Genomic DNA, 18,822 nt, shown 5'->3' on the forward strand with positions numbered 1-18,822 from the left:
TGCCCGGCGAATGCCCGGCAACGGAGACCCGGCTGCCCGGTGCCGGATCAACGCGCGCGAGGGCCATGACGACGATGCGCGGCCGACGCGGCCGACCGGCACGAGGCCCAGGCGCGGCAGTCGCCGCCGCTCGGCACAGGGCCGAAGCACGGGGGCGGGGGCCCGCGAGGCGGGGGCAGGCAACGTAGACGCGGCTGCCCGGCGAATGCCCGGCAACGGAGACCCGGCTGCCCGGTGCCGGATCAACGCGCGCGAGGGCCATGACGACGATGCGCGGCCGACGCGGCCGACCCGGCCGACCGGCACGAGGCCCAGGCGCGGCAGTCGCCGCCCCGGCACGGCGCCGGCTTACAGGGGGCACGGCCGGTCAGGGGTGGCCGAGAGGGGTGTGGCTCGGGGGCAGGTCCACGATGAAGATCGTGAGGCGGCGGGCCGTGCGGGGCCTGAGGCGTCCGCGCAGGGCGCTCAGGGCGCCGAGGGCGAGAGCGACGTAGCCGTGGATCACGTCGACCCGCGGCCGTCGCCGTGGGCTGACCCGGGCCAGGAGGCCGAGCCCCCGGCGACCCAGTCGTACGGCCACGGAGGCCACCTCGGCGGCCAGGGCGACGGGGACACGGGGACGGGCCGCGCCGGGCGCGAGGGCGGGGAGCGGTCGTCGCCCCCGGGGCCTCGCCCCGGGGCCGGCCTGCGGCTTCGCGGCGGCCATGGCGTGCACGCGTGCGGGGGCCGTCCGGCGATGAAGCATGCGTATACCCATGGCGGCATCCTGACGGCCCGGCGTCCCGGGGGCGTTCTGACGGGGGCCGGCCGGGTGAGGCTCCTCGGGAGCACGCCGGGCCTGCCGACGGGTGACGGAGGGCTTCGGGGGCGGCGTCCGTCGCCCCCTGCGTCCGCCCGTGCCGTCCGCAGGGGGCGGGGTGGGGCTCCCCCGCCCCCGCAAGGAGCGTCGCGTGCCGGTGGTCAGTGGGCCGCCGACTCCCAGTCGTGGCCCGAGCCCACCGAGACGTCCAAGGGGGCCCGGAGGCGGACCGCCGTGGACATCTCGCGGCGGACCAGTTCCTCCACCGCCGCGCGCTCGCCGGGTGCGATCTCCAGGACGATTTCGTCGTGGACCTGGAGCAGCATCCGGGACGTCAGGCCGGCCTGACGCAGTGCGCCGTCCACCTTCAGCATGGCGATCTTGACGATGTCCGCGGCGGTGCCCTGGATGGGGGCGTTGAGCGCCATCCGCTCGGCCGCCTCGCGTCGCTGGCGGTTGTCGCTGTTGAGGTCGGGGAGGTAGCGGCGGCGGCCGAAGAGGGTCGCCGTGTAGCCGGTGGCCCGCGCCTCGTCGACCGCGCGGCGCAGATAGTCCCGTACCCCGCCGAAGCGCTCGAAGTAGGCGTCCATCAGGGCGCGGGCCTCCGCCGCCTCGATGTTGAGCTGCTGAGAGAGCCCGAACGCCGACAGCCCGTACGCGAGCCCGTACGACATCGCCTTGATCTTGCGGCGCATCTCCGCGTCCACCGCCGACTGCTCGACGCCGAAGACCTGGGAGGCCGCCGTGGTGTGGAGGTCTTCGCCCGAGGTGAACGCCTCGATCAGGCCCTCGTCCTCGGAGAGGTGGGCCATCACGCGCAGTTCGATCTGGCTGTAGTCGGCCGTCATCAGGGACTCGAAGCCCTCGCCGACGACGAAGCCACGGCGGATCGCCCGGCCCTCGTCGGTGCGGACGGGGATGTTCTGCAGGTTGGGGTCGGTCGACGACAGACGGCCGGTCGCGGCGACGGTCTGGTTGAAGGTGGTGTGGATGCGGCCGTCGGCGGCGATCGTCTTGATCAGGCCCTCGACGGTGACGCGGAGCTTCGCCTGCTCTCGGTGGCGCAGCATGATGACCGGCAGTTCGTTGTCGGTCTGCGTCGCCAGCCAGGCCAGCGCGTCGGCGTCCGTGGTGTAGCCGGTCTTCGTCTTCTTCGTCTTGGGCAGGGCCAGCTCGCCGAAGAGGACTTCCTGGAGCTGCTTGGGCGAGCCCAGGTTGAACTCGTGCCCCGCCGCCGCGTGCGCCTCCTTCACCGCCTGCTGGACGGCGCCGGCGAACATCTGCTCCATGGCCTCCAGGTGCGACCGGTCGGCGGCGATGCCGTGCCGCTCCATCCGGGCGAGGAGGACGGACGTGGGCAGCTCCATGTCGCGCAGCAGGTCCGCGGCGCCGACCTCCTCCAGCCGACTCCGGAACGCCTCCCCGAGGTCGAGGATCGCGCGGGCCTGCACCATCAGCGCCTCCGCCTCGGCGCCGTCGTCCGCGCCGAAGGCGAGCTGCCCGTCGGCGGTGGCGGCGGGGGCCAGCTCCCGGTGCAGGTACTCCAGGGACAGCGCGTCCAGGTCGAAGGAGCGGCGGCCCGGCTTGACGAGGTAGGCGGCCAGGGCGGTGTCCATGGAGACGCCGGCGACGCTCCAGCCGTGCTCGGCGAAGACCCGCATGGCGCCCTTGGCGTCGTGCAGGACCTTGGGGCGGTCCTCGGCGGCCAGCCAGGCCGCCCACGCGCGGTCGTCGGCCTCGTCCAGCTCGGACGGGTCGAACCAGGCCGCGGCTCCGCCGGCCGCGGCGAGGGCGACCTCGGCGACCGAGCCGGTGCCCAGCGCCCAGGTGTCGACGGTGGCGACGCCCAGCGGGCCGTCGCCGTGCTCGGTGAGCCAGCCGGTGAGCTCGCCGGTGCCGAGGACCGTGCCGTCCAGGTCGACGCCGGCGGCGACGACCGGGCTCACCTCGGCCTCCTGGCCGCCGGGGTCGACGGCGAGGAGCCGCTCGCGCAGCGAGGGGTTGCGGATCTCCAGGGTGTCCAGGACCAGCGCGACGGCCGTACGGTCGTACGGGGCGCGCGCGAGGTCGGCGACCTCCTTGGGCAGCTCCACGTTCCGCTCCAGCTCGGTGAGGCGGCGGTTGAGCTTGACGGACTCCAGGTGGTCGCGCAGGTTCTGCCCGGCCTTGCCCTTGACCTCGTCGACACGCTCGACCAGCTCGGCGAACGAACCGAACTGGTTGATCCACTTCGCGGCGGTCTTCTCGCCGACCCCGGGGATGCCGGGCAGGTTGTCGGACGGGTCGCCGCGCAGGGCCGCGAAGTCCGGGTACTGCGCGGGCGTCAACCCGTACTTCTCGACGACCTTCTCCGGGGTGAACCTCGTCAGCTCCGAGACGCCCTTCGTCGGGTAGAGCACCGTGGTGTGCTCGCTGACCAGCTGGAAGGAGTCGCGGTCGCCGGTGACGATGAGCACCTCGAAGCCGTCGGCCTCGGCGCGGGTGGCGAGCGTGGCGATGACGTCGTCGGCCTCGAAGCCGTCGATCGCGAACCGCGAGACGTGCATCGCGTCGAGCAGCTCGCCGATCAGCTCGACCTGGCCCTTGAACTCGTCGGGGGTCTTGGAGCGGTTCGCCTTGTACTCGGTGAACTCCTGAGAGCGCCATGTCTTGCGGGACACGTCGAAGGCGACCGCGAAGTGCGTCGGCGCCTCGTCACGCAGGGTGTTCGCCAGCATCGACGCGAAGCCGTAGATCGCGTTCGTCGGCTGGCCCGTCGCGGTGGTGAAGTTCTCCGCGGGCAGCGCGAAGAACGCGCGGTAGGCCAGCGAGTGCCCGTCCATGAGCATCAGGCGGGGCCGGTCGCCGCCGGTGTTGGTCTCGGTCTTCTTCGCTGCTGTCTCTGCCACGCCCCCGATCCTGCCACGCCCCACTGACACCCGGCCCCGCGCTCCTCCCCCACCGCCCTCTCGCTGTCAGTGCGGCGTGCGAGGATCGCTGTCGGAAGAGACCCGTGCCAGCGAAGGGGAGCGCGCGATGGCAACGAAGCCGCCCAAGGCCGATCCGGTTCAGGACGCGCCGCAGGTCGCCGAGCCGAAGCACGCGGCGGCGGGCCTGCCGGCGGTCGGGCACTCACTGCGGATCGCCCAGCGGCAGATGGGCGTGCGGCGCACCGCGCTGACGCTGCTGCGCGTCAACCAGAAGGACGGCTTCGACTGCCCGGGCTGTGCCTGGCCGGAGCCGGAGCACCGGCACACCGCGGAGTTCTGCGAGAACGGCGCGAAGGCGGTGGCCGAGGAGGCGACGCTGCGGCGGGTCACCCCGGAGTTCTTCGCCGCGCACCCGGTGGCCGACCTGGCCGCCCGCAGCGGCTACTGGCTCGGCCAGCAGGGGCGGCTGACGCACCCCATGTACCTGCCGGAGGGCGGCGAGCGCTACGAGCCGGTCAGCTGGGAGCGCGCCTTCGACATCGTCGCGGAGGAGATGTCCGCCCTCGCCTCCCCCGACGAGGCCGTCTTCTACACCTCCGGCCGCACCAGCAATGAGGCCGCGTTCCTGTACCAGCTGTTCGCGCGCGAGCTGGGCACCAACAACCTGCCGGACTGCTCCAACATGTGCCACGAGTCGTCGGGCTCGGCCCTGTCGGAGACGATCGGCGTCGGCAAGGGCAGCGTCCTGCTGGAGGACCTCCACCGGGCGGACCTGATCATCGTGGCCGGCCAGAACCCGGGCACCAACCATCCGCGCATGCTCTCCGCCCTGGAGCGGGCGAAGGCGAACGGCGCGAAGATCATCAGCGTCAATCCGCTGCCCGAGGCGGGCATGGAGCGCTTCAAGAACCCGCAGACCGCCAAGGGCCTCACGGCCGGCGCCGCGCTCAACGACCTGTTCCTGCAGATCCGCATCGGCGGCGACCAGGCCCTCTTCCGCCTGCTCAACAAGCTGATCCTGGAGGCGGAAGGCGGTGTGGACGACGCGTTCGTCCGGGAGCACACCCACGGCTTCGAGGAGTTCGCCGAGGCCGCCCGCGCCGCCGACTGGGACGAGACGCTCGCCGCGACGGGACTCACGCGCGCGGAGATCGAGAGCGCCCTGCGGATGGTCCTCGCCTCCGAGCGCACCATCGTGTGCTGGGCGATGGGCCTGACCCAGCACAAGCACTCCGTGCCCACGATCCGCGAGGTCGTCAACTTCCTGCTGCTGCGTGGCAACATCGGCCGCCCGGGCGCGGGCGTGTGCCCGGTGCGCGGCCACTCGAACGTGCAGGGCGACCGCACCATGGGCATCTTCGAACGTCCGGCGCCGGCGTTTCTTGACGCCCTGGAGAAGGAGTTCGGCTTCGCGCCCCCGCGCGCGCACGGCTTCGACGTGGTGCGGGCGATCCGCGCGCTGCGCGACGGCGAGGCGAAGGTGTTCTTCGCGATGGGCGGGAACTTCGTCGCCGCCTCCCCCGACACGGAGGTCACCGAGGCGGCCATGCGGCGCGCGCGGCTGACCGTGCACGTGTCGACGAAGCTCAACCGCTCGCACGTGGTCACGGGCGCGCGGGCGCTCATCCTGCCCACCCTGGGCCGGACCGAGCGCGATGTGCAGGAGGGCGGCGAGCAGTTCGTGACCGTGGAGGACTCCATGGGCATGGTGCACGCCTCCCGGGGCCGCCTGGAGCCGGCGAGCGCGCGTCTGCTGTCGGAGCCGGCGATCGTGTGCCGTCTCGCACGCAGGGTGCTCGGCGAGGACAGCCGGGTGCCGTGGGAGGAGTTCGAGAAGGACTACGCGACGATCCGTGACCGCATCGCGCGCGTGGTCCCCGGTTTCGAGGACTTCAACGCGCGCGTGGCGCGTCCCGGCGGCTTCGCCCTCCCGCACGCCCCGCGCGACGAGCGCCGCTTCCCCACGGTCACCGGCAAGGCCAACTTCACGGCCGCGCCGGTGGAGTACCCGAGGGTGCCCGAGGGCCGGCTGCTGCTGCAGACGCTGCGCTCGCACGACCAGTACAACACCACGATCTACGGCCTGGACGACCGCTACCGGGGTATCCGAGGCGGACGCCGGGTGGTCCTCGTCCACGCCGAGGACGCGCGGGAGCTCGGCGTGGCCGACGGCTCGTACGTCGACCTGGTGAGCGAGTGGCGGGACGGCACGGAGCGGCGGGCGCCCGGTTTCCGGGTCGTCGTGTATCCGACGTCGCGCGGGTGTGCGGCGGCGTACTACCCGGAGACGAACGTCCTGGTGCCGCTGGAGGCCACCGCCGACACCAGCAACACACCGGCCAGCAAGTCCGTGGTGGTCCGTCTGGAACAATCGACGACCGACTGAGCGTTTGCTCAGCCAGTAGGGCAGTCGTTCTGCCGTACGGGTCACGACGAACGGAGCAGGTCCGCGATGGGCGAGCAGCAGCACGTGAAGTTCCCGCAGGAGGTCCTCGACGAGTACGCGGCGCTCGGCGTCGACCTGACGGCCCTTTTCTCCGCCGGTCACCTCGGCACGCGCATGGGCGTGCAGATCGTGGAGGCGTCCCCGGAGCGGGTCGTGGGCACGATGCCGGTCGAGGGCAACACCCAGCCGTACGGTCTGCTGCACGGCGGCGCCTCCGCGGTCCTCGCCGAGACCCTCGGCTCGGTCGGCTCGATGCTGCACGGCGGCAGCTCCAAGATCGCCGTGGGCGTCGACCTCAACTGCACGCACCACCGCGGGGCCCGCTCCGGCCTGGTCACCGGCGTGGCCACGCCCGTCCACCGCGGCCGCTCGACGGCGACGTACGAGATCGTGATCACCGACGAGTCGGACCGCCGCGTCTGCACGGCCCGTCTGACCTGCCTCCTGCGGGACGTGAACCCGGGCGACGAGGTGCCGGCGGGCGCGAAGGGCTGACACCTCACCCGTCAGCAGCCGTTGCCTGCCGCCGCCGGACGGCCTAGCGTCGGCACATGGCAACGGGAGGGCCCCTCTCGCCGAGGGCGGCGTGTCTGCTCGCGCTGGCCTTCACGGTGAGCTTGTCGACGGCCGGCTGCGGCGGTTCGGGCGGCCCCGCGGCCGGCAGCACGCCGTCGCCCGCCACGCCGCCTCCCGAGGCGCTGTGCGCCCGAATCGTCGCCCACTGGTCGCGTGAGGTGCTGGACAGCGGCACGTACGGGGACTACCAGTCGATGGGGCTGTCCAACGGGCAGTACGACATCCTGCGCACGGTCGTGGACGCCGCGCGGGCCGCCCGCAGGAGCCAAGGGGCCCGAGCGGCGGACGAGTTGATCGACCGTCAGGCCCGTGCGGGCTGCGTCCGGTGGTACCGCTCGGGCGGACCCGGCGACGGGCCGTGGAGTTGAGCGGTACAGGCCCCGTGGAACCCGGAGAGGGCACCCGCCGGGAGGCCGAGGACGAGCCGTCCACGGCGCTTCCCGCACGCCCTCCGGGCCGTGCGGCCCGCCTGTACGCCCGCCGCCGACGGGCCGTCCTCGCCGCCGCGGCGACCGCGGCACTCCTCACCGGCGCGGGGCTCCTCTACGCGACCCGCCCCGAGGGACCCGAACCGCCCCCCACCCCACCGCCGCCGTCCCCGTCGCAGGTCGTGGACATCCGCTACGTGGGCCTGCGCGCCGGGCAACCGGCCGGCCGCTCCCACTCCTTCGCGTTCGAGGTGCTGCTGAGCGTGGCCTCCGGCCCGCCGGTCACCACGACCCGCCTGTCCCAGCCGTACGCCGGAATCACGCTGGCCTCCGCCCCGCGGACGCCTTTCCGCACCGCGCCGGGCTCCGCCCGCAAGATCGTCATCACGATGCGGGTGACCGAATGCGGGAAAGTGCCCAAGGACGCCGCCCTCCCTTTCCTCGACGTAACTCTGCGTAATACGCACGCAATGGAAGACCACAGCTACATCCTGGGCCCCCGCTATGCGCGGGACCTCTCCCATGTCCTGCAAGTCGCCTGTAGCAACGATTTCGGGTAATCACCAAAACGCCCGAGACGCCTGAACCCCTCGGCGCGCGTCCTGCGATTTCTCACTATGCGGACAGGGCGAATCAGGCTGAATTCCTCTCTTCCACCCCCTGAGTACCGCTCTGCATTACCTCGTGTCATAACAAGAGCGTCACAGCCTTGGTCAGGACCTCCTCCACGTTCCCTTCACCCGTTTAGAGTCACGCCCAGTCACCGCACGGCCGGAAAACCCCTTCCCGACCGAGCGTTCGACTCGGCCTCTTCCAGGGGGGAGGGCCGTGCCAGGGAAAGGACTGGATCGTGCGTCAACGTTCGTTCATCGCCATCACCGCCGCGCTGGCTGCCGGAGCACTCACCCTCACCGCGTGCGGCTCGCGCGGCGACGACGGCGACAAGGGCACCGACTCGGGCAGTGGCGGCACCACCGTCACCATCGGCGTCGACGCGCCCCTGACCGGCGACCTGTCCGCGCTGGGCCTCGGCATCAAGAACTCCGTCGACCTCGCCGCCAAGACGGCCAACAAGGAGAAGACCGTCGCCGGCGTGACCTTCAAGGTCGAAGCCCTCGACGACCAGGCGCAGCCCTCCTCGGGCCAGCAGAACGCCACCAAGTTCGTCGCGGACAAGAAAGTCCTCGGAGTCGTCGGCCCGCTGAACTCCTCCGTCGCCGAGTCGATGCAGAAGGTCTTCGACGACGCCAAGCTCGTCCAGGTCTCGCCGGCCAACACCAACCCGGCGCTCACCCAGGGCACCGACTGGGCCAGCAGCAAGAAGCGCGTTTACAAGTCGTACTTCCGCACCGCGACCACGGACGCCATCCAGGGCCCGTTCGCCGCTCAGTACGTCTTCAACGACGCCAAGAAGAAGAAGGTCTTCGTCATCGACGACAAGAAGACCTACGGCGCCGGCCTGGCCTCCACCTTCACCGCGGAGTTCAAGAAGCTCGGCGGCACCGTCGTGGGCACGGAGCACATCGACCCCGACACCAAGGACTTCTCCGCGGTCGCCACCAAGGTGAAGACCGCCGGCGCCGACGTCGTCTACTACGGCGGCGAATACCCGCAGGCCGGCCCGCTCAGCAAGCAGATCAAGGCCGCCGGCGCCAAGGTCCCGCTGGTCGGCGGCGACGGCATCTACAGCGCCGACTTCATCAAGCTGGCCGGCGCCAGCGGCACCGGCGACCTCGCCACCTCGGTCGGCGCACCGGTCGAAGAACTCCCCTCCGCCAAGGAGTTCGTCGCCAACTACAAGACCGCCGGCTACAAGGAGGCCTACGAGGCCTACGGCGGCTACTCCTACGACTCCGCCTGGGCGATCATCGAGGCCGTGAAGAAGGTCGTCGAGGCCAACGACGGCAAGCTCCCCGACGACGCCCGCGCCAAGGTCACCGAAGCCATGCAGGGTGTCTCCTTCGACGGCGTGACCGGCAAGGTCTCCTTCGACGAGTACGGCGACGCGACCAACAAGCAGCTCACCGTCTACGCCGTCGAAGGCGGCGCGTGGAAGGCCGTGAAGTCCGGCACCTACACCGGCTGACCCACACCCGCACCCATCCATGAGCCGCGCGGGGCGCCGCACCACTGGCGCCCCGCGCGGACTCACATCCGGTCACATCCCTCGATTATCCGAAGTCTCGGAGGACATGCGGTGAACGAACTGCCGCAGCAGCTGGTCAACGGCCTGCTACTGGGATCCATGTACGGGCTGGTCGCCATCGGCTACACAATGGTCTACGGCATTGTCCAGCTCATCAACTTCGCCCACGGCGAGATCTTCATGGTGGGCGGCTTCGGCGCCCTCACCATGTACCTCTACGTGCTGCCCGACGGCACGTCGATGTGGGTGGCACTCCCCCTCATGCTCGTCGGCGGCATCCTCGTCGCCGTCCTCGTCGCCGTAGGAGCGGAACGGTTCGCCTACCGTCCGCTGCGCACAGCGCCGCGCCTGGCCCCCCTCATCACGGCCATCGGCCTCTCGCTCGCCCTCCAGCAGGCGGTGTGGGCCTGGTACCCGGACGCCCGGTCCGCGATCACCTTCCCGCAGATCGAAGGCGGCCCCTTCGAGATCGGCAGCGTCACCATCCAGACCGGTGACCTCTTCCTGCTGATCGCCGCCCCCATCAGCATGGCGATCCTCGCCTACTTCGTCATGAAGACCCGCACCGGCCGCGGCATGCAGGCCACCGCGCAGGACCCGGACACCGCCAAACTGATGGGCATCAACACCGACCGCATCATCGTGGTCGCCTTCGCCCTCGGCGCCGCCTTCGCCGCCGTCGGAGCCGTCGCCTACGGCCTGAAGTACGGCGAGGTCCAGTTCCGCATGGGCTTCATCCTCGGCCTCAAGGCCTTCACCGCCGCCGTCCTCGGCGGCATCGGCAACATCTACGGCGCCATGCTCGGCGGACTCGTCCTCGGCGTCGCCGAAGCACTCTCCACGGCCTACATCTCCGACATTCCCGGCATGGAACAGTTCGGCAGCCAGTCCTGGGCCAACGTTTGGGCGTTCGTACTCCTCATCCTCGTGCTGCTGTTCCGGCCACAGGGCCTGCTCGGCGAGCGCGTGGCGGACAGGGCGTGACACCGATGACCACACAGACCACCGCGACCCAGACGCCCGACCACACCACGGGCACCGCCACCCACAGCCTCGTGGGCATCCCGCCGCACATCGGCCGCGCCCTCGCCACCGGTGGCGGCGTCCTCACCGTCGCCTCCACCTTCCTCGCCTGGACCTGGACCTCCGCCTTCCCCGGCGACCTCACCGTCTACGGCTACCCCGGCGGCCTCCAAGTCCTCGTCCTCATCGGCGGCGCGCTCACCACGCTCTTCGGCCTCGCCTCCTACGGCGTCAAGGGCCTGCGCTGGCTCGTCCCCGGCAGCGCCGACAGCGCGCTCAAACTGGCCGCGCTCGGCGCCTTCGCCACCGCCTGGTACACCATCCTCGCCATCAGCTCCAAGCTCGGCGGCCTCGTCAACCTCGAGCCCGGCGGCTGGATCGTGGCGGTGACCACCCTCGTCACCCTGCTCGGCGCCCTCGCCCTGCCCTTCGAACGACCGGCCACCGACCCCGCCGACCCCGAGGACAGCACCTGGGAGCAGTTCCGCCACAACAGGCGGAACAACTGGACCGTCGTCAAGGCCGCCGTAGCCAGCGGTCCCGTCACCCCCGCCCGCAAGCTGCCCGCCTACGCCGAAATCCTGGTCATCGTCGCGAGCCTCGCCCTCGGCCTGCTCGTCTTCACCTACGGCATCGGCACCGAGTACGACGAGCAGTTCATCGGCTTCCTGATCACCGCCGGCTTCGGCTTCGGCGCCACCGCCAAGGCAGGACTCGCCGCCCGCGTCTCCGCACTCACCGCCAAGCACCGCAACGTGACGATGATCGGCGCGTTCGCCGCCGCCGCCGCCTTCCCCTTCACCCAGTCCGACGACCAGTACGCGACCATCGGCGTCTACATCCTCATCTTCGCCACCGTCGCCCTCGGCCTGAACATCGTCGTCGGCCTCGCCGGCCTCCTCGACCTCGGCTACGTCGCCTTCCTCGGCGTCGGCGCCTACACCGCGGCCATGGTCTCCGGCTCCCCCTCCTCCCCCTTCGACATCCACCTGCCGTTCTGGGCCTCCGCCATCCTCGGCGCCGTCGTCGCAATGATCTTCGGCGTCATCATCGGCGCCCCGACCCTGCGACTGCGCGGCGACTACCTCGCCATCGTGACACTCGGCTTCGGTGAGATCTTCCGCATCACCGTCCTCAACATGGACGGCACCTCCGGACCCGACATCACCAACGGCTCCAACGGCATCTCCTCCGTCCCGAACCTCAACATCCTCGGATTCGACTTCGGCCAGGAACACACCTTCCTCGGCTTCACCATCGCCCGCTTCGCCAACTACTTCCTGCTGATGCTGCTCATCACGCTGGTCGTGGTCATCGTCTTCCGGCGCAGCAGCGACTCCCGCATCGGCCGAGCCTGGATCGCCATCCGCGAGGACGAGACCGCCGCACTCGCCATGGGCATCAACGGCTTCCGGGTCAAGCTCATCGCCTTCGCCCTCGGCGCCGCCCTCGCCGGCCTCGCCGGCACCGTCCAGGCACATGTCACCTACACAGTGACCCCCGAGCAGTACCAGTTCGCGCACGTCGTCCCCCCGAACTCGGCATTCCTCCTGGCAGCCGTCGTCCTCGGCGGCATGGGTACCATCAGCGGCCCGCTCGTGGGCGCCGCTCTGCTCTACCTGATCCCCGCCAAGCTCCAGTTCCTCGGCGACTACCAGCTCCTCGCCTTCGGGCTCGCACTCGTGCTGCTGATGCGCTTCCGCCCGGAAGGCCTCATCCCGAACCGGCGCCGCCAGCTCGAATTCCACGAAGAGGCCGAAGCGCCCGCAGTCCTCAGCAAGGCAGGGGCCTGACACACCATGACTACCGACACCACCACCAAGGACACCGCCCCCGGCGCCACCGCACCAGGCGAGACCGTCCTCGACGCCCGCGGCGTCACCATGCGCTTCGGCGGCCTCACCGCCGTCCGCAACGTCGACCTCACCGTCAACAGCGGCGAGATCGTCGGCCTCATCGGACCCAACGGAGCCGGCAAGACCACCTTCTTCAACTGTCTCACCGGCCTCTACATCCCCACCGAGGGCGAAGTCCGGTACAAAGGCCAGGTCCTGCCCCCCAAGTCCTTCAAGGTCACCGCCGCCGGCATCGCCCGCACCTTCCAGAACATCCGGCTGTTCGCCAACATGACCGTCCTGGAGAACGTGCTCGTCGGCCGCCACACACGCACCAAAGAAGGCCTCTGGTCCGCACTGCTGCGCGGCCCCGGCTTCCACAAGGCAGAGAAGGCCTCCCGCGAACGCGCCATGGAACTCCTCGAGTTCGTCGGCCTCGACGCCAAAGCCGAACACCTCGCGCGCAACCTGCCCTACGGCGAACAGCGCAAGCTCGAAATCGCCCGCGCCCTCGCCAGCGAACCCGGCCTGCTCCTCCTGGACGAGCCCACCGCCGGCATGAACCCCCAGGAGACGCGGACCACCGAGGAACTGGTCTTCGCCATCCGCGACAAGGGCATCGCCGTCCTCGTCATCGAGCACGACATGCGGTTCATCTTCAACCTCTGCGACCGCGTCGCCGTTCTCGTGCAGGGCGAAAAGCTCGTCGAGGGCGACAGCGCCACCGTCCAGGGCGACGAACGCGTCGTCGCCGCCTACCTCGGTGAGCCCTTCGAGGACGCACCCGGCAAGGACGAGGTCGTGGAAGTCGAGGCCGCCGAGGCCAACGCCGAAACCACCGCCGACGCCGACGCCACGACGGACGCCGCGCCCGGCAAGGAGAACGACCGATGACCGCACTGCTCGAAGTCGAAGACCTCCGAGTCGCCTACGGCAAGATCGAAGCCGTCAAGGGCATCTCCTTCAAGGTCGACGCCGGCGAGGTCGTCACCCTCATCGGCACCAACGGCGCCGGCAAGACCACCACCCTGCGCACCCTCTCCGGCCTGCTCAAGCCCGTCGGCGGCCAGATCAAGTTCGACGGCAAGTCGCTGAAGAAGATCCCCGCCCACAACATCGTCAGCCTGGGACTCGCCCACTCCCCCGAGGGACGGCACATCTTCCCCCGCATGACGATCGAGGACAACCTCCGCCTCGGCGCCTTCCTCCGCAACGACAAACCCGGCATCGAGAAGGACATCCAGCGCGCCTACGACCTCTTCCCCATCCTGGGCGAACGCAGGAAGCAGGCCGCGGGCACCCTCTCCGGCGGCGAACAGCAGATGCTCGCCATGGGCCGCGCACTCATGTCCCAGCCCAAACTCCTCATGCTCGACGAACCGTCGATGGGCCTCTCCCCCATCATGATGCAGAAGATCATGGCGACCATCGCCGAGCTGAAGTCGCAGGGCATGACCATCCTGCTCATCGAGCAGAACGCCCAGGCCGCCCTCTCCCTGGCGGACCACGGCCACGTCATGGAAGTCGGCAAGATCGTCCTCTCCGGCAGCGGCCGGGACCTCCTGCACGACGAGTCCGTCCGCAAGGCCTACCTCGGCGAGGACTGACCCAGCGCTCCCCCGCACACACGGCGAGGCCCGCACCCCCAGCTCGGGGTGCGGGCCTCGCCGCAGTGCCGGCCGATTCAGCCCTTGGACGCCTTCTTCTCCTCCGCGTCCTCGATGACCGCCTCCGCCACCTGCTGCATCGACATCCGCCGATCCATCGACGTCTTCTGGATCCACCGGAACGCCGCCGGCTCCGTCAGCCCGTACTCCGTCTGCAGGATCGACTTCGCACGGTCCACCAGCTTCCGCGTCTCCAGCCGCTGGGTGAGATCCGCGATCTCCTTCTCCAGCTCCTTCAACTCCGTGAACCGCGACACCGCCATCTCGATCGCCGGCACGACGTCGCTCTTGCTGAACGGCTTCACCAGATACGCCATCGCACCCGCGTCCCGCGCCCGCTCCACCAGGTCGCGCTGCGAGAACGCCGTCAGCATCAGCACCGGCGCGATCCGCTCCTCCGCGATCTTCTCCGCCGCGGAGATGCCGTCCAGCTTCGGCATCTTCACGTCCAGGATCACCAGGTCCGGCTGGTGCTCACGCGCCAGCTCGATCGCCTGCTCGCCGTCACCGGCCTCACCGACGACGCTGTAGCCCTCTTCCTCCAGCATCTCTTTGAGATCGAGCCGGATCAGGGCCTCGTCCTCGGCGATGACGACACGGGTCGTCAGCGGAGGCACGTGCGACTTGTCGTCGTCGGGCGCGTCTACGGGCTGGGGCGACTCGGGGGCGGTCACGGGGGCTCCTCGTTCAGGGGCAGGGGTACTGCTGACAAGAGCGTACCTAGCTGCGGTAAGGTGGGGGCACGGCGGGTGGCCGTCGACCTTCGATTCATAAGCCCCGGTATTCCAATCGGTTAGAGAAACGGTGCTCAAACCACCGACAGTGTGGGTTCGAATCCCACCCGGGGCACTTTTCCTTCATTTCGAAGGTTGATCTTGGAAAGCGGATGTTCCCGTTCTCGTGAACATCCGCTTTTTGCTGCGTGTCTTCGCAATCACTCTCGCAGAGTGGCCGCATGGAACAGCACAGCCCTTCGGCTCGTGCCCGAGCCGTCTCACTCATGCGCCGGGGTGTCACCGACCGCGAAGTCGCAGAACGGCTCAACATCCCGCGCGGCACGGTCGGTTGGTGGCGAAGCGAGGACAGAGAAGTGCGTGGTCTCCGACGGGTGCCGGCTCACCGACTGGACGACCCGCACGGTCGACGGCGTGCGCAAGCGCTACGAATATCCCCGGTACTTCTTCACCAACGTGCCCGACGACATCCGCCGCCTCTACACCGACACCCTCGACAAGCTGGGCGTCGAGTGGACTCAGTGCACCCGCAACGGAAACCCGTTCAACATCTCCGTCGCCCTGCTCGACGCCCACGTGGGGCCCGAGGCACTGACACCTACCGGGGGCTGTCGTCCTCGCCGACGTGGTGCACCCGTACCAGGTTCGTCGAGCCGGAGACTCCCGGTGGGGAGCCGGCCGTGATCACGACGATGTCACCCTTCCGGCAGCGGCCGTACCGCAACAGCATCTCGTCCACCTGGTCGACCATCGCGTCCGTCGAGCCGGCCTGCGGGCCCAGGAACGTCTCCACGCCCCAGGTCGCGCTGAGCTGGGAGCGGGTCGCCGGTTCGGGGGTGAAGGCGAGGAGCGGGATGGGCGAGCGGTAGCGGGAGAGGCGCCGGGCGGTGTCGCCTGACTGGGTGAAGGCGACGAGGAACTTGGCGTCGAGGAAGTCACCGATCTCGGCGGCCGCGCGGGCGACCGCGCCGCCCTGGGTGCGGGGTTTGTTGTTCTCGGTGAGGGGCGGGAGCCCTTTGGCGAGGATGTCCTCCTCGGCCGCCGTGACGATCTTGGCCATGGTGCGGACGGTCTGGACGGGGTGCTTGCCGACGCTGGTCTCGCCGGAGAGCATCACCGCGTCGGTGCCGTCGATGACGGCGTTGGCGACGTCGGAGGCTTCGGCGCGGGTGGGGCGGGAGTTGTCGATCATGGAGTCGAGCATCTGGGTGGCGACGATGACCGGCTTGGCGTTGCGCTTGGCGAGTTTGATCGCGCGTTTCTGGACGATGGGGACCTGTTCCAGTGGCATTTCGACGCCGAGGTCGCCGCGGGCGACCATGATGCCGTCGAAGGCGGCGACGATGTCGTCGATGTTCTCGACGGCCTGTGGTTTCTCGATCTTGGCGATGACGGGGAGGCGGCGGCCTTCCTCGTCCATGATGCGGTGGACGTCGGTGATGTCGTTGCCGGTGCGGACGAAGGACAGGGCGATGACGTCGAAGCCGGTGCGCAGCGCCCAGCGCAGGTCGTCCTCGTCTTTTTTGGAGAGGGCGGGGACGGAGACGGCGACGCCGGGGAGGTTGAGGCCTTTGTGGTCGGAGATGACGCCGCCGTCGAGGACGCGGGTGTGGACGCGGGGGCCGTCCACGTCGGTGACTTCGAGGGTGACTTTGCCGTCGTCGACGAGGATGCGTTCGCCGGGGGTGACGTCGGTGGCGAGGCCGGCGTAGGTGGTGCCGCAGGTGTGGCGGTCGCCTTCGACGCCTTCTTCGACGGTGATGGTGAAGGTGTCGTCGCGTTCGAGGAGGACGGGGCCTTCGGTGAAGCGGCCGAGGCGGATCTTGGGGCCCTGGAGGTCGGCGAGGAGGCCGACGCTGTGGCCGGTCTCGTCGGCGGCCTTGCGGACGCGCCGGTAGCGCTCCTCGTGTTCGGCGTGGTCGCCGTGACTGAGGTTGAATCGGGCGACGTCCATTCCGGCTTCCACGAGGGCTTTGAGGCGGTCGTAGGAGTCGGTGGCGGGGCCTAGGGTGCAGACGATTTTTGCTCGGCGCATGGGGGTGAGCCTATGTCTTACCGCCGGGTAAGGCTTTGGCGACAGGTGGCTGGTCAACGTCCTTTGGGTGAAGGGTGGTTGACGGGCGCGGAATTGTGCGGGTGGCCGCTCCGATGAGCATGTTTTCGCGTTCTTCGAATTCCCCGAAAGGGTGAATCGGGGGCTGTGGGGAGGTCTTCTCGTTGGCGGCTCCGGGGTGAATGCGCGGGGGTGAGGGGGTGGGCCGTGCGGGCGTCCGGCGGGCGTTCGCGTGCGGTCGTGGGGTGGTGTGGAGTGATCGGGATCACCAGATCGCAACCTCCGGGGTCTGTTCCGGTTCGCCATGGGCAGGTCAGAATCTACGCGCGTTGCCGGTTTGGCCGGCAGGCGTTCGGGATCGTCCTTCGAGGAGAGCAACACATGCCGTTCAACCGCCGGAAGTTCTTGAAGAGGTCCGCCGTGACGGGCGCGGGGGTGGCGATCGGGGGGGCTGCCGCGGCTCCGGCGGCCCAGGCGGCGGAGGGGACGAAGCCCGCGAAGCCGGCTAAGCGGTACGCGTTCACCGTGATGGGGACGACGGACCTGCACGGCAATGTCTTCAACTGGGACTACTTCACGGACCAGGAGTTCGACGACAAGGCGCACAACGACGTCGGTCTGGCGAAGATCTCCACGCTGGTGAACCGGATCCGTGAGGAGAAGGGCCGTGGGAACACGCTGCTGATCGACGCGGGCGACACCATCCAGGGCACGCAGCTGTCGTACTACTACGCGAAGGTCGACCCGATCACCGCCAAGGGCGGTCCGGTGCATCCGATGGCGCAGGCGATGAACGCGATCGGCTACGACGCGGCGGCGCTCGGCAACCACGAGTTCAACTACGGCATTCCGGTGCTGCGCAAGTTCGAGAAGCAGTGCGATTTCCCGCTGCTGGGTGCGAACGCGCTGGACGCGAAGACGCTGCTCCCGGCGTTCGCGCCGTACAGCATGCACCGGCTGCGCAACCCGCACGGTCCGGACGTGAAGGTGGCGGTGCTGGGGCTGACCAACCCGGGGATCGCGATCTGGGACAAGGCGAACGTGCAGGGGAAGATGACGTTCCCGGGTCTGGAGGAGCAGGCGGCGAAGTGGGTGCCGAAGCTGCGGTCGATGGGTGCGGACGTGGTCATCGTGTCGGCGCACAGCGGTTCGTCGGGGACGTCGTCCTACGGTGACCAGCTGCCGTACATCGAGAACGCGGCGGCGCTGGTGGCGGAGCAGGTGCCGGGGATCGACGCGATCCTGGTGGGTCACGCGCACACGGAGATTCCCGAGTACTTCGTCACGAACAAGGCGACCGGCAAGCGGGTGGTGCTGTCGGAGCCGTTGAAGTGGGGGCAGCGGCTGACGCTGTTCGACTTCGAGCTGGTGCGGGCCGACGGCGGCTGGACGGTGGAGAAGGTGGGCGCGCAGGTCCTGAACTCCAACACGGTGGAGGAGGACCAGAAGATCGTGCGGCTGCTCGGTGACGAGCACAAGAAGGTCGTGGCGTACGTCAACCAGGTCATCGGGTCGAACGCGGCGGAGATGCGGTCGGTGGAGGCGCCGTACAAGGACGTGCCGATCATCGACCTGATCAACCACATCCAGGCCGACACGGTGAAGCAGGCGCTGGCGGGTACGCAGTACGCGGCGCTGCCGGTGTTGTCGCAGGCGGCGGCGTTCTCGCGCACGGCGGTGATCCCGGCGGGTCAGGTGACGATCCGGGATGTGGCGGGTCTGTACGTGTTCGAGAACACGCTGGAGGCGCGTCTGATGACGGGTGCGCAGATGAAGGCGTATCTGGAGTACTCGGCGAACTACTACGTGCAGACGGCGGCGGACGCGGTGGTGGATCCGGCGAAGCTGACGAACGCGAACGGCACTCCGGACTACAACTACGACGTGGTCAGTGGTCTGACGTATGAGATCGACATCGCGAAGGCTGCGGGGTCGCGGGTGGCGAACGTGCGGTTCGGGGGTGCGCCGCTGGCTGATGACGCTCAGTTCGTGTTCGCGGTGAACAACTACCGGGCGAACGGCGGTGGCAACTTCCCGCATGTGGCGGCGGCGAAGTTGGTGTGGTCGAACTCGGACGAGATCCGCAACACGATGATCGCGTGGGTGAAGGCGAAGGGGTCGATCGACCCGGCGGAGTTCGCGTCGGTGGACTGGAGGCTGACGCGGAACGGGACGCCGGTGTTCTAGGCCGGGTGTTTCGTCGGTA

14 protein-coding genes, 1 tRNA gene and 1 pseudogene are annotated in these 18,822 nt (G+C 69.5%); 12 read left to right on the forward strand and 4 right to left on the reverse strand.

All coding sequences use genetic code 11. The features are described from left to right. Positions 1-367: 367 nt before the first annotated feature. Positions 368-757, reverse strand: coding sequence for a hypothetical protein (locus ACIOC0_RS26075; RefSeq protein WP_402157960.1), 390 nt, complete (start codon positions 755-757; stop codon positions 368-370). A 203-nt stretch (positions 758-960) separates the two neighbouring features. Further along, the gene (gene polA, locus ACIOC0_RS26080) at positions 961-3,687 is read right to left on the reverse strand and encodes a DNA polymerase I (RefSeq protein ID WP_402157962.1); all 2,727 of its coding nucleotides are present in this window, start codon (positions 3,685-3,687) and stop codon (positions 961-963) included. Between the two features lie 127 nt (positions 3,688-3,814). On the opposite strand from polA, the gene ACIOC0_RS26085 reads away from it, so the two are divergent. The 9 genes from ACIOC0_RS26085 (at position 3,815) to ACIOC0_RS26125 (ending at position 13,769) form a co-directional block, all read left to right on the forward strand. Continuing rightward, on the forward strand, positions 3,815-6,094 hold the full coding sequence (locus ACIOC0_RS26085) for an FdhF/YdeP family oxidoreductase (RefSeq protein WP_402157963.1): 2,280 nt from the start codon (positions 3,815-3,817) through the stop codon (positions 6,092-6,094). Between the two features lie 66 nt (positions 6,095-6,160). Beyond that, the gene (locus tag ACIOC0_RS26090) at positions 6,161-6,649 is read left to right on the forward strand and encodes a PaaI family thioesterase (protein ID WP_402157965.1); all 489 of its coding nucleotides are present in this window, start codon (positions 6,161-6,163) and stop codon (positions 6,647-6,649) included. 56 nt (positions 6,650-6,705) lie between these two features. Then, positions 6,706-7,098, forward strand: coding sequence for a hypothetical protein (locus ACIOC0_RS26095; RefSeq protein WP_402157966.1), 393 nt, complete (start codon positions 6,706-6,708; stop codon positions 7,096-7,098). Next, positions 7,095-7,718, forward strand: coding sequence for a Tat pathway signal sequence domain protein (locus tag ACIOC0_RS26100; protein WP_402157968.1), 624 nt, complete (start codon positions 7,095-7,097; stop codon positions 7,716-7,718). The genes ACIOC0_RS26095 and ACIOC0_RS26100 overlap by 4 nt, the downstream gene beginning before the upstream one ends. A 290-nt stretch (positions 7,719-8,008) precedes the next feature. Beyond that, positions 8,009-9,244, forward strand: a complete 1,236-nt coding sequence (locus ACIOC0_RS26105) for a branched-chain amino acid ABC transporter substrate-binding protein (protein WP_402157969.1) — start codon at positions 8,009-8,011, stop codon at positions 9,242-9,244. 111 nt (positions 9,245-9,355) lie between these two features. Further along, positions 9,356-10,288, forward strand: a complete 933-nt coding sequence (locus ACIOC0_RS26110) for a branched-chain amino acid ABC transporter permease (protein WP_402157970.1) — start codon at positions 9,356-9,358, stop codon at positions 10,286-10,288. Positions 10,289-10,293: 5 nt separating this feature from the next. Then, positions 10,294-12,120 (forward strand): branched-chain amino acid ABC transporter permease, encoded by a 1,827-nt coding sequence (locus ACIOC0_RS26115; protein WP_402157971.1) that lies wholly within the window; start codon positions 10,294-10,296, stop codon positions 12,118-12,120. 6 nt (positions 12,121-12,126) lie between these two features. After that, positions 12,127-13,056 carry an ABC transporter ATP-binding protein gene (locus ACIOC0_RS26120; RefSeq protein WP_402157972.1) on the forward strand — a complete coding sequence of 310 codons (930 nt, stop codon included), beginning with the start codon at positions 12,127-12,129 and terminating at the stop codon, positions 13,054-13,056. Further along, positions 13,053-13,769: an ABC transporter ATP-binding protein gene (locus ACIOC0_RS26125; protein WP_402157975.1), complete on the forward strand. Its 717-nt coding sequence runs from the start codon at positions 13,053-13,055 to the stop codon at positions 13,767-13,769. Before ACIOC0_RS26120 ends, ACIOC0_RS26125 begins: the two co-directional genes overlap by 4 nt. A 77-nt stretch (positions 13,770-13,846) precedes the next feature. Here ACIOC0_RS26125 and ACIOC0_RS26130 read toward each other — a convergent pair whose 3' ends face one another. After that, on the reverse strand, positions 13,847-14,503 hold the full coding sequence (locus ACIOC0_RS26130; RefSeq protein WP_130437293.1) for an ANTAR domain-containing response regulator: 657 nt from the start codon (positions 14,501-14,503) through the stop codon (positions 13,847-13,849). Between the two features lie 100 nt (positions 14,504-14,603). Between ACIOC0_RS26130 and ACIOC0_RS26135 the strand changes: the two genes are divergently transcribed. Both ACIOC0_RS26135 and ACIOC0_RS26140 read left to right on the forward strand, forming a co-directional pair. Then, positions 14,604-14,678 (forward strand) — tRNA-Leu (locus ACIOC0_RS26135). A 251-nt stretch (positions 14,679-14,929) separates the two neighbouring features. Further along, positions 14,930-15,151 (forward strand): annotated as a pseudogene (locus ACIOC0_RS26140) (hypothetical protein); the annotation flags it as partial. A 10-nt stretch (positions 15,152-15,161) separates the two neighbouring features. Here the strand turns inward: ACIOC0_RS26140 and pyk are convergent. Continuing rightward, entirely contained in the window at positions 15,162-16,598 is a 1,437-nt protein-coding gene (gene pyk / locus ACIOC0_RS26145) for a pyruvate kinase (protein ID WP_402157976.1), read from the reverse strand. 399 nt (positions 16,599-16,997) lie between these two features. On the opposite strand from pyk, the gene ACIOC0_RS26150 reads away from it, so the two are divergent. Next, on the forward strand, positions 16,998-18,803 hold the full coding sequence (locus tag ACIOC0_RS26150) for a bifunctional metallophosphatase/5'-nucleotidase (protein WP_402157977.1): 1,806 nt from the start codon (positions 16,998-17,000) through the stop codon (positions 18,801-18,803). Positions 18,804-18,822 lie beyond the last annotated feature (19 nt).

Origin of the sequence: Streptomyces sp. NPDC088254 (assembly GCF_044740925.1) — a bacterium.
Lineage (GTDB): Bacteria > Actinomycetota > Actinomycetes > Streptomycetales > Streptomycetaceae > Streptomyces.

Bases quoted from the DNA above. Each gene is read 5' to 3' on its own strand.
- ACIOC0_RS26075 (WP_402157960.1), bottom strand. From the start codon at position 757: ATGGGTATACGCATGCTTCATCGCCGGACGGCCCCCGCACGCGTGCAC.
- ACIOC0_RS26085 (WP_402157963.1), top strand. From the start codon at position 3,815: ATGGCAACGAAGCCGCCCAAGGCCGATCCGGTTCAGGACGCGCCGCAG.
- ACIOC0_RS26090 (WP_402157965.1), top strand. From the start codon at position 6,161: ATGGGCGAGCAGCAGCACGTGAAGTTCCCGCAGGAGGTCCTCGACGAG.
- ACIOC0_RS26095 (WP_402157966.1), top strand. From the start codon at position 6,706: ATGGCAACGGGAGGGCCCCTCTCGCCGAGGGCGGCGTGTCTGCTCGCG.
- ACIOC0_RS26115 (WP_402157971.1), top strand. From the start codon at position 10,294: ATGACCACACAGACCACCGCGACCCAGACGCCCGACCACACCACGGGC.
- ACIOC0_RS26120 (WP_402157972.1), top strand. From the start codon at position 12,127: ATGACTACCGACACCACCACCAAGGACACCGCCCCCGGCGCCACCGCA.
- ACIOC0_RS26125 (WP_402157975.1), top strand. From the start codon at position 13,053: ATGACCGCACTGCTCGAAGTCGAAGACCTCCGAGTCGCCTACGGCAAG.
- pyk (WP_402157976.1), bottom strand. From the start codon at position 16,598: ATGCGCCGAGCAAAAATCGTCTGCACCCTAGGCCCCGCCACCGACTCC.
- ACIOC0_RS26150 (WP_402157977.1), top strand. From the start codon at position 16,998: ATGCCGTTCAACCGCCGGAAGTTCTTGAAGAGGTCCGCCGTGACGGGC.